Source organism: Erwinia sp., assembly GCF_049696395.1.
Taxonomy (GTDB): Bacteria; Pseudomonadota; Gammaproteobacteria; order Enterobacterales; family Enterobacteriaceae; genus Erwinia.
Map to the genome: position 1 here is coordinate 1 of NZ_JBAVTT010000026.1, position 10,247 is coordinate 10,247.

General features: G+C 52.0%; 10 protein-coding genes and 1 pseudogene. 5 read left to right on the plus strand and 6 right to left on the minus strand.

Features of this window, described 5'->3' with window-relative positions:
• A partial coding sequence (locus tag WCC56_RS03540; protein ID WP_424691059.1) for a membrane-associated sensor domain-containing protein occupies window positions 1-602 on the minus strand: 602 nt, incomplete at its 3' end.
• A gap of 233 nt (window positions 603-835) precedes the next feature.
• Window positions 836-1,207, minus strand: a complete 372-nt coding sequence (locus WCC56_RS03545) for an NUDIX hydrolase (protein WP_424691060.1) — start codon at window positions 1,205-1,207, stop codon at window positions 836-838.
• 131 nt (window positions 1,208-1,338) lie between these two features.
• Here WCC56_RS03545 and WCC56_RS03550 point away from each other — a divergent pair, with 131 nt between their 5' ends.
• Window positions 1,339-2,088 carry a DeoR/GlpR family DNA-binding transcription regulator gene (locus WCC56_RS03550; RefSeq protein WP_424691061.1) on the plus strand — a complete coding sequence of 250 codons (750 nt, stop codon included), beginning with the start codon at window positions 1,339-1,341 and terminating at the stop codon, window positions 2,086-2,088.
• Window positions 2,089-2,106: 18 nt separating this feature from the next.
• A complete protein-coding gene (locus tag WCC56_RS03555) occupies window positions 2,107-3,507 on the plus strand; it encodes a M24 family metallopeptidase (protein WP_424691068.1) in 1,401 nt (466 codons plus the stop codon).
• A gap of 12 nt (window positions 3,508-3,519) precedes the next feature.
• Here WCC56_RS03555 and WCC56_RS03560 read toward each other — a convergent pair whose 3' ends face one another.
• Entirely contained in the window at window positions 3,520-4,848 is a 1,329-nt protein-coding gene (locus WCC56_RS03560; RefSeq protein ID WP_424691062.1) for an NAD(P)/FAD-dependent oxidoreductase, read from the minus strand.
• A 285-nt stretch (window positions 4,849-5,133) separates the two neighbouring features.
• Here WCC56_RS03560 and WCC56_RS03565 point away from each other — a divergent pair, with 285 nt between their 5' ends.
• Entirely contained in the window at window positions 5,134-5,787 is a 654-nt protein-coding gene (locus WCC56_RS03565) for a DUF3313 domain-containing protein (protein ID WP_424691063.1), read from the plus strand.
• 14 nt (window positions 5,788-5,801) lie between these two features.
• Window positions 5,802-6,038, plus strand: a pseudogene (locus WCC56_RS03570) (mammalian cell entry protein); the annotation flags it as partial.
• 1 nt (window position 6,039) lies between these two features.
• Here WCC56_RS03570 and WCC56_RS03575 read toward each other — a convergent pair.
• Together WCC56_RS03575 and fhuE are read right to left on the minus strand one after the other, a co-directional pair.
• Window positions 6,040-6,663: a TetR/AcrR family transcriptional regulator gene (locus WCC56_RS03575; RefSeq protein ID WP_424691064.1), complete on the minus strand. Its 624-nt coding sequence runs from the start codon at window positions 6,661-6,663 to the stop codon at window positions 6,040-6,042.
• Window positions 6,664-6,949: 286 nt separating this feature from the next.
• On the minus strand, window positions 6,950-9,193 hold the full coding sequence (gene fhuE, locus WCC56_RS03580; RefSeq protein ID WP_424691065.1) for a ferric-rhodotorulic acid/ferric-coprogen receptor FhuE: 2,244 nt from the start codon (window positions 9,191-9,193) through the stop codon (window positions 6,950-6,952).
• Between the two features lie 270 nt (window positions 9,194-9,463).
• On the opposite strand from fhuE, the gene WCC56_RS03585 reads away from it, so the two are divergent.
• Window positions 9,464-9,889: a GNAT family N-acetyltransferase gene (locus WCC56_RS03585; RefSeq protein WP_424691066.1), complete on the plus strand. Its 426-nt coding sequence runs from the start codon at window positions 9,464-9,466 to the stop codon at window positions 9,887-9,889.
• Here WCC56_RS03585 and WCC56_RS03590 read toward each other — a convergent pair.
• The coding region (locus WCC56_RS03590; protein ID WP_424691067.1) for a zinc-binding dehydrogenase at window positions 9,886-10,247 on the minus strand (362 nt) is incomplete at its 5' end. The genes WCC56_RS03585 and WCC56_RS03590 overlap by 4 nt on opposite strands.

Sequence of the window (10,247 nt, forward strand, 5' to 3'; positions counted from 1 at the left end):
TCATCAAACCATCCTTGCAGAATATAGCGACCAAAGATCAGGATCAGCGTAAAGATCAGACAAATCACCGCAAAATGCGGATCCAGGCGATGGTTAATATGCAGATTGCCCAGCACGGTTGCCACCAAGACAGGCACCTGAAACAACAGCAACCCTTTTGGGTAATAATAGAGCGCAGCCAGGGCGCTCATCATCAGTATCGAGACTAATGGATAGCTGAGAGATAGCTGCAAATAGGCCGAAAAACTGTAGCAACTCACTGCCCACAGCAGGCCTTGTACCAGCAATAACAGTGCGAGCAGATTTTTAACTCTGGGGGAGTGGTTCACCTTCAGCAGGAACGCCAGCAGGATCATCGCGGCTGAAACCAGCAAAATAGACAGCATCAACATATCAATTAGCGAGATCATGCCGCTGGTGGCGGCGATTCTGTCATTAAAATCACTGAAAATGACGTCTTGTAAGTAAACCATCAGGGCATAGCTGGCGTTAACAAACGCGAACCAGCTCAGGCTTTTGGACAACGCATGGCTGACCATATGGCCTCGGTTTTCCCAAAAGGGAATCGATGAATGAGTGTTTTTACGCTGTTCACTGGTCAACACGAGGTTCCTTTAAAGACTGCCTGTATCATGCTGTGCCAGACATCAGCCGCGTTCCTGCCGTGAACCGACGGAAAAAACATGATAATAATTAATTACTATAGGATTATGCTTGGTTTTCACCTTATTGCCAATCACGCGTTCCTCCTTCTAAAACGGTCAGTGAGCCTATCCCTGAAACTGCCCTTCTTTCCTGCGCGGACGTTAAGGTGACGCCCAAGTCGGACAAAATTCTACACCTCAGGAATAGCTTCCAGGCTGGCGAAGCACGTTAATCCCAACTCTCTCGCCAGCAGCATGTCATTATCCGCCCCCTTAGATTCGCCAGCAATGCGGATAATGCCATCACAGCGGGCAAGCAAGCGATGGGCGACCGGATACAAAAAGGTCTCGCTAATCTCATCGCCAATTTTCTTCGATCCGGCTGTCTCCGCCAGCGGCAAGGCCAGCCATTCACTGATGACAGGAATATGCCCGCGCTGATAAACGCTTAGCGCCACCTTCTGCATATTCTCCAGGTTTTGTTTGATTAACGCCTCATCGCCATGGGTGCCACTTCTTACCGGCCCGGCAATTAAAATCAGCATTGGTTTTACTGTGCTCATGGGTAAACCCCTTTCCGTTGTGGTTCATTGTATCGACGCCCGATCTGCATTTGCGCCTGCTGTGGATGACAAAGCGCAAGCTAACATGCATAATCGTGCAAGATCAAGATCAAACGTGAAGAGGCGTGAACATGCTGTCCAGCCAGAGAAAAAAGCGCATCCTTGAGATCCTTGCGCAGGATAAACAAGTCTTGTCCACCGAGCTTAGCCAACGTTTTACCATCTCAGAAGACTCAATCCGTAGGGATTTAAGAGAGTTAGCCGCAGAAGGATTGCTCCAACGCGTGCATGGCGGTGCGTTACCTGTTTCCGCCGCCAACGCGCCGTTCGAAACAAGAAAAAGCGTGCAGATAGACTCAAAGCGGATTATTGCTCAGAAAGCAGTAGGTCTGATTCAACCAGGCCAGGTGGTGATTATTGATGGCGGAACCACCACCGGCGAGATGATCAAACTCATCCCTGCCGATCTGGCCTTCACCGTGGTCACGCACAGTCCAAGTATTGCCGTTGGCCTGATCGACTATCCGCAGGTTGACGTCATTATCATTGGCGGCCAGCTGTTTAAGCATTCCGTAGTGACGGTCGGCGCCTCCATGCTGGAAGGGATCAAACGCATCAATGCCGATCTCTTTTTCATGGGGGTAACCGGTGTGCATAAGAGCGCTGGATTTACCACCGGCAACTACGAAGAAGCCTGCGTGAAACGGGCGCTGACAGAGAGAGCCGCAGAGACTGTGGTGATGGCCTCTCAGGAGAAGCTGAATTCGGCCTCGCCCTTTGGCATTGGCGAACTGACCCTTGCCAGCACGCTACTGATCGAAAATGAACTGGACAGTGAAATGAGTAAGTTAATGAAAAGTCTTCAAATAACCGTTATTTAACACTTATTGAGGTTGATGATGATCCCGTCCCCAGTCCGTTTTGAGCTTACGTCAGTCCCGGCGCCAAAGACCTTTCCCGAGGCCAAAACGCCGGTGATCAGCAATGAGGCGATGCGTAACCGCCTGAAGAATATTCTCTCGGCCATGCATCAGCACCAGCTTGATGCCATTGCGATCTATGCCGACAAAGAACATGGCGGCAATTTTGAATACCTCGCCGGTTTTATTCCGCGCTTTGAAGAGGCTTTACTGATCCTGACGGCGCAGGGAGAACTGAGCTATGTGATGGGCAATGAGAATCTTAAACTGGTTCCTCATGCGCGTAACAGCGGTAACTGCCTGCATGTCCCGGCCTTTTCCCTGCCAAATCAGCCGATGGATAATGATGCGCCGTTAGCAGATGTGCTGGCTCAGGCCGGTCTTAAAAGCGGAAAACAAATTGGCGTGGTGGGCTGGAAGCTGTTTACCAGCCAGCTGTACGACACTCGCTATCAGTTCGATGTGCCGTCCTTTATTCTCGAAGCTATTATCGAAGCGGCAGGAGGCCGGGAAAAAGTCGTCAACGCGACCGCACTCTTTATTTCCCCGGAATACGGCGCACGCCGGATAAATACCGCCAGCGAAATCGCCTTTTATGAATACGGCGCCAATCTGGCCTCAACCAACGTGATGGCTGCGCTTGATCAGATTGAAGCAGGGAAAAGTGAGAAGCAAATAGGCCAGCTGTTAGCGGCTGAAGGTCAGCCTGCCAGCGTAATTACCATCGCGGCAACCGGTGACCGGTTCGCCAATGCTGGATTGTACCCCACGGACAAACTGATCCAGGCCGGTGATAAATTCTCAATGACCGTTGGCTTCAAAGGCGGGCTGACCAGCCGTTCGGCGTATGTTGTAGCCGGTGAAAGTGACCTGCCTGCGGCGGTGGCAGATTACCTTCCGGCACTGGCTATTCCCTACTATCGCGCTGTGACCACCTGGCTGGAAACGCTGCGCCCGGGTCTGACCGGCGGTGAGCTGTATCAAACCATCGAAGAGGTGATGCCGAAGGCTAAGTGGCACTGGCATTTGAACCCAGGCCATCTGGTAGCCGATGAAGAGTGGCTCTGCTCGCCGGTTTATCCTGATTCCCCCCTCAAGCTAGAGAGCGGAATGATATTTCAAATCGACATCATTCCTTCTCTGCCAGGCTACGGCGGTTGCAGCATTGAGGATACCGTCGCGCTGGCTGATGCGGAATTGAGAAAGGCGCTGAAATCCAGCTACCCGGAAGTCTGGCAGCGGATGGAAACCCGCAAAACTTATTTACGGGAGGTGCTGAATATCAGGGTGTCAGAAGAGGTTATTCTGCTCTCTAACACCGTTGGGTATTTGCGCCCTTTCCTGCTGGATAAAACAAGGGCGCTGGTTCGTCAGCCCTGAGACCTTCGCCAGTTACATCATCTGTGGCTGGCGGATTTTACTGCCGTCGCTGAAGCGGTGAAGTCGATAAGCGCTCAGGTCGGTATATAACGGATCGTTCATCACTAACTGGGCACAGAGTTTCCCTGCGCCTGGACCAATGCCAAACCCGTGGCCGCTGAAGCCAGAGGCCACTACAAAACCCGGTATTTCGGCGATGTGATCGATAATAGGCACCAGATCGGGCGTGGTATCAATCCATCCTCCCCAGGCGTAATCGATACCAATTCCCTTAAGTTCAGGGAGTTCCCGTACCAGCTCAATCAAGGCTTCACGTAATATCCCCTGATCCGCAGCTGGATCCAGCACGCGATGCTTTTCAAAAGGTGAAGGCTCCTGCATGGACCAGGAACCTGCGGCCTCTGGGCCGGAAAAGAACGAGCTGTTAAAGCGGATCTTCAGCTTTTTGGCGATTTTGCTGCGATACATCGGGTAAAACCTGGTGGCAAAACGCAGGTTTTGTGGCGCCAGGTCTATCTGCCCACGACCGGGAATTGCCACGGTATAACTGCCATCGATGCGCCTGCGGATGGCCAGATTCGGCGTGCTCAGACAGCCTTTCACTACGTCAGGGGCTACGGTAGTTTTAAATGCTGTACCCAGAATGTTGGCGCTCGGCAAATCCATACCGTGACGTTTAAAGAAGCGCGAACTCCAGGCACCGCCACAGCAAATCACCGTACTGGCTTTAACCAGCCCGCGCTCCGTCCAGACGCCCGTCACTCGTCCACCAGCAGTATCTAACCCACGCACAGCCATGCGCTGCTGGATATTTGCCCCCCGGTTTTGTGCACCGATAGCCAGCGCCGGAGCCGCTTTTGACGGCTCAGCCCGTCCATCTGTCGGTGACCAGACGCCCCCAATCCACGAAGAAGCACTGTTGATCCGCTGGCGGGCTTCATTAGCGGAGAGCAGTTCGCTATGGAAACCGAACTCCCGGGCCTTAGCGCCCCAGGTTTCCCACTTCTGCATATCGGATTCGCGGGAAGTGCCGTACAGAATACCCGAGCGACGAAAGCCCATATCCAGCCCGATTTCATCACTCAATTCCTGCCAGCGCTGAAGGCTATGCATGGCCATCGGCAGTTCATGCAGATCGCGGTTTTGTTGCCTCACCCATCCCCAGTTACGCCCTGACTGTTCACAACCAATCACACCTTTTTCAAACAGAGCAACCGAGACGCCGCGTTTAGCGAGTTCATAAGTTACCGAGGTGCCGATAATTCCGCCGCCAATAACGATGACGTCTGCCTCTTCAGGAAAAGTGGCGCTGTCAGGGACTGCATCAATTTTAATGCGCATACGTAACCTTATTTCCGGGTAGCCCGGACGACATGGTGTTCAGGAATAATGTGCATAATCTACAGGACGTTGGCCTCTGGATCCGTATGATTGAATACATTTTGTGACAGCGCACTGCTGCAGTGAAAACTGTCTCCGCCAGTGAGGAGAGCAAAGCTTCGTTCACATCATGCAACATCCTCTTGACACTTCCTCACATCCAGGACATAACTAAACCGTACGGTTCAGTTATGTTTAAATTTGACGGCTGACCTCTTCGATCCCTTTCTCTCCAGGACTTAAAAAATGATGAGACATTCAACTACTGCCTTAGTCGCTGTGGCTTTTTTCCTGAGCGGATGTGCTGGCACGCCACCAGCTCGCTATTCGGGTATTGATTCAGCCTCGCGTCTTACGCCGAATACGGGTGATGAAGCGGATCGAATTCCGTTTAAATACAGCACTCAGGTCGACTGGAACCAGTACAGCACCATGATCATCGAGCCGGTGTCGATTTATCAGGGCACAGATGGGCAATTTGGCGATATGTCGCCAGCAGACCGCCAGCAACTGGCGACCTATATGAAAGAAAAATTCACCGCCAGCCTGCGCGCCCATTATCAGGAAACGACTGTTTCGGCGCCAAAAACACTGCGCATAAAGCTGACGCTGACCGGTGCTGATACCACCACTCAAGTCATCGGCACCTTCACCAAATTCGACCTTGCTGGAGGTCCCTACAATATCGTGCAGTCTGTACGCGGTGGTCGCGGCATGTTCAGTGGCTCTGTTGACTATGCCGTCGAAGTTTACGATGCGCAGAGCAATAAATTACTGACGGCCTATGTGGCTCGTCAGTATCCAAATGCCATGAACATCTCCGCAACAATTGGCTCACTCAGTGCGGCTCAAGTGGGGATAGACAAAGGTGCAGAAGAATTAGCGAATGTGCTGAAGTAACCCGGCAGGCTAAACAACTTAGCGTGTTTATTGACGCGCCTTATGATCAGCTGGTCACCGGCAATAGTCGGTTCTGGATTTTCAGCGGCGTAGATCTCTCAGTGTGCAGCAACGGTTTCCAGTTAAAGACCCAAACTGTGGCAGCCATTATGGCGGGCGGAATTGCTTTTTATACGCCTGACAGTGAGCCATCCGCTCCCGCGCATCCTGCTGAATTGCTCACTCTTGCCGCCGACCAGGATCAAGCGATGGTTACCTTTTGGTAGCCATCGTGCCATACAGGAAGACCTGAACGCCCTTCACTACCATGACAGTTATCTGTTCTGAGGTAAGTTGGGGTATTTCCCGCTGAAGTAAGAAACCGTCGATCTCTGATTTAATGAGCGAAGTGAATTGCTGAGCACGCAGCATGGGATCAGCTTCAATTAGCTCACCTTTGCTCATCGCTTCAGACATGACCTGAGCAAGCGTACTCATACTTTCGCGGATGCCTGAATCCAGGAAAAGGTTACCGATATCAGAATGCCCCGCTTCACCCACCACGACACGGTAAATCTGCATCGCCTGATTGTCTCCGCCTAACACTTTCAGCATCCCTTCACCAAACTGGATAAGCCGTTGTTCCAGGTTCTGCTCCCTGTGTTCTTCCGCGACCAGTTGCCTGGCAGCCTCCGTCAGGAAACGCGTGCTGTGATGGCGCACAACCGTTTCAAACAGCTCTTCTTTGGAAGCGAAATAGTTGTACAGCGTGGCTTTGGACCCGCCGGCTCTTTTTGCCACCTCATTCATTGAGGCCCTTTCGTAACCCACATCCTGGAAAAGCTGTGAAGCCGAGACAATGATTGCCTGACGTTTTTCTTCTGTCAGTGTTCTCATGATTATTCCTCACACCCGGTTTATTTCTGATTTGCTGGCGCAGAGAAGCCGAATGATTAATTACTGAACCGTACGGTTTATAATACCCAGTATGCCACAGCTCAGGCTGGGTTCGCACCGATATGGGTGGCCCGGAAGCGCGTTTACCCCTCGGAGCACCGTTCAATACGATGGCGGACTATGAAGGACGTGCAGGTCTTTACTGTCTGGATTATCAGGGGAACGTGGTGCCGTGATAAGGCCTGTCCCCAAAAAATGGCTCCGGAACCGGAGCCACCTGGTGTTATCAGAACTTGTAACTGGCGGTCAGGGCGAAATTGCGTGGTTCACCATAGACGGCATAAGTGTGGTCAACCGTGGTGTCATACTCCTTGTCGAACAGGTTGTTCAGGTTGGCCTGAACCGACAGTTGTTTAGTCAGCTGGTAACGGCTAAACAGATTCACCAGCGCATAGCTGCCTTGCTCGGCATAACGCGTCCCCACGCCTTCAGGACCGGCAATTTCATCCCAAACGTGAGTCTGCCAGTTCACTCCGCCACCGACCGTGAGGTCCTGCAGCATCGGTAAACGATAGCTGGTGAACAGGTTGAGTTGAGTCCTTGGCAGCTGTGGATTGACGGCGCTGCCGTCTTGATCTTCAGCGATATAACGGGTCCCGCCGAAGGTCATCTGCCAGTTATCGGTGATTGCTCCGTTGACCTCAAACTCTATACCCCGGCTGACGGTGCCACTTTTCCCTTCGTAGGCAATATCGCTGGAGCCAGAAATAACCTGGCCCGTGCTCTGTCCCACGTTATCCAGTTCAGCACGGAATACCGAGACCGAGGTGGTCAGACGGCTGTTGAACCAGTCGGATTTCACGCCAGCCTCATAGTTTTTACCGATAACCGGTGCCAGATAGCTACCGCTGCTGTCCCGGACGCTTTGCGGCTGGAACACGGAGGTGTAACTGGCGTAGGTTGACCAGTTATCATCAATATCAAACACCACGCCAGCGTATGGCGTGAGGTTATTTTTCTCCATATCCTGAGTCAGCGTATGGGTACTCCAGCGGGTGTAACGTGCGCCAACAATCAAATGAAGCGGATCGGCGAGAGAGATACGGGTAGCCATGTAAGCTGACTTCTGGCGAGTGGTATCGTCCTGTGAAAGAGTGCGCTCGCCCCAGTCGGTTTCGGGGAACTGCCCGTTAAAATCGTTGAAATTGCCGATATCTTCTGCAGACAGGTTAGCGAAGGCGCTGTAATAGGTATTTTGCTGCTTGCTGTAACTGACGCCCACCATCAACTCATGCTGACGACCAAACAGGTCATAAGGCCCGCTGGCGAAGGTATCCAGCGCGTCGACTTTACGTTTCCCGGTGTTATAGCCTGTTCCGCCTACCACTGGATAATCAACATACGGAGAAACACCCGCGCCAGTGGTCTTATCAAAATAGCCATCGATATACAGCTGCTTACTGTTAAGGGTGGTTTCGCTGTGCGTGCCGTTCAGGGTGTACTGCCAACCGTTATCGAAGCTTTGCTTCAGCGTGGCAAAGACTTTATTGCTCTCTTTGTCGTTATAGGCCCAGTCAGGCGCCGTATTGAAGCCGCGACGATAGTTCGTTTTGCTGCCATCAAGATACCAGCGAGGTGCCCCGCCCCAGGTTGGGCTGTTGGCATTGGTTTCCTGATATTCGTAACCCAAAGAGAGCGTGGTGGAGTCGGTCAGATCGGCATCAACAGTGCCGTAGAAGAATTTTTTCTCCGCGCTGTAACGCTCAACATAGCTGTCGTTGTCCTGATAACCCGCGACGATGCGACCACGAACATTGCCAGACTCGCTTAAGGGTGCAGACAGATCGGCCACATAACGCTGTTTGTTCCAGCTGCCGTAAGTGGCTGAAACGTCGCCGGTGAATTCACGGCTGTCAGCATGTTTACGGATCATGTTAATAGCAGCAGAAGGGTTACCAGCACCGGTCAGCAACCCGGTTGCGCCCCGCACCACTTCTATACGGTCGTAAAGCGCCGTATCCGTCTGGGCATCACCCAGGTTCCACCGTTGTTCAAACACGGTAGGAATGCCATCGGTCATGTAATTATCGATCAGGAATCCACGCGAATAATAGGTTTTACGATCCATATCCGCCGTGCTGGTCTGAATACCCGTCGTGGTGTTCAGCACCTCACCCAGTGATTGCAACTGCTGATCCTGCATCCGCTGCTTACTGATAATGCTGACGGACTGGGGGATATCGCGGGCGATCAGCGACATTTTGGTTCCCGCACTGGTCACCGGCACGCTGTAATCCGTTGCGGCTGTGTCTGCGGGGGTGCTTGCCTCGGTGGCCTCAACGGTTAGCGTCTGCTCTTTCGCGTTGTTTTTGCTGGCGGCCGGTGCCGTTTCTGTGGTGGCCGCAGAAGAATATGGCACCTGCAAAGCCACCACAACCAATGCAGCAACAACGGTATAGCGTGGTGAAATTCTGGCGTTGGCTTCATGACCGAAGCGCATTTCCCTGGTAAAGCCTGGAGCAAAGAACATCGTAAAACCTCAAAGGATAGTTTTAGTTATTGGCCACACAGTGGCTCAGCACCCAAATGCGAATGAGAACTATAATTTTTTTTATTACGCATGTAAAAGAATATTAAGGAACTTTTCAAGATATTGTCAGTCGTGCGGAGAGTGTGTCGGTGGGCGAGGTTAACGTACTGAATTTCATGGTGTGTCAGAATTATGTTTCATTCGTGACAGTGATCTGGAACGAGGTAATTATGGTATAACGCTTTAAAATCAGAGCAAAAAGGAGCCGCAATGAAACTGACCGTTACCCATGAGATTACCGATCAAGATCGTGAAGAGTTGCTGGAAGGACTTCGCCGCTATAATCGACAATTTTTTGATAACAGCAACTGGCATCAGGTGGGCGTTTACCTGCATGACAGTGAAGGTAAGATGACTGGCGGGCTGATCGCTACAATGAAAGGACTCTGGCTATATATAGATTTTCTGTGGGTGAGTGAAAGCTGCAGAGGCTCGGGTTCAGGAAGTAAATTGATCAAAGCAGTCGAGCAGGAAGCCTTAAAACTGGGTTGCCTGAGCATTCTCGTGGATACTCTGAGCGTCCAGGCACTGCCGTTTTACCAGAAACAAGGTTATACGCTGAAAATGTCCCTGCCGGATTTCCCCGATAAAGGAATACAGAGACATTTTCTGACGAAAGAAGGGCTGACTGACTAAACGGTCATAACCACGCGACCGATGCGGCCGCGCTCTTCCGCGCGACGATGGGCTTCTGCCACATCGGCGAAGGCAAAGGTCGCATCAATCGGGATAGTCAGCTCACCGCTGAGCGCCTGGTTGAGCAGGTCCTCAATCAGTTTACGGGGTTCAGGCTCACCCATAATCGGGCCAAGCAAGCAGCCGATGACCGTTTGACGGCGCATCAGTAATTGTCCGGCATCGATCAAGGTCTTACGTCCCCCGAACACCCCCACCAGTACCGCAGTTCCACCTTCATTTAACACCTGCAGCGCATCATTCAGCACATCGCCGCCAACGTTATCAATAATCAAGTCAACGCCTTTGCCATTCAGCA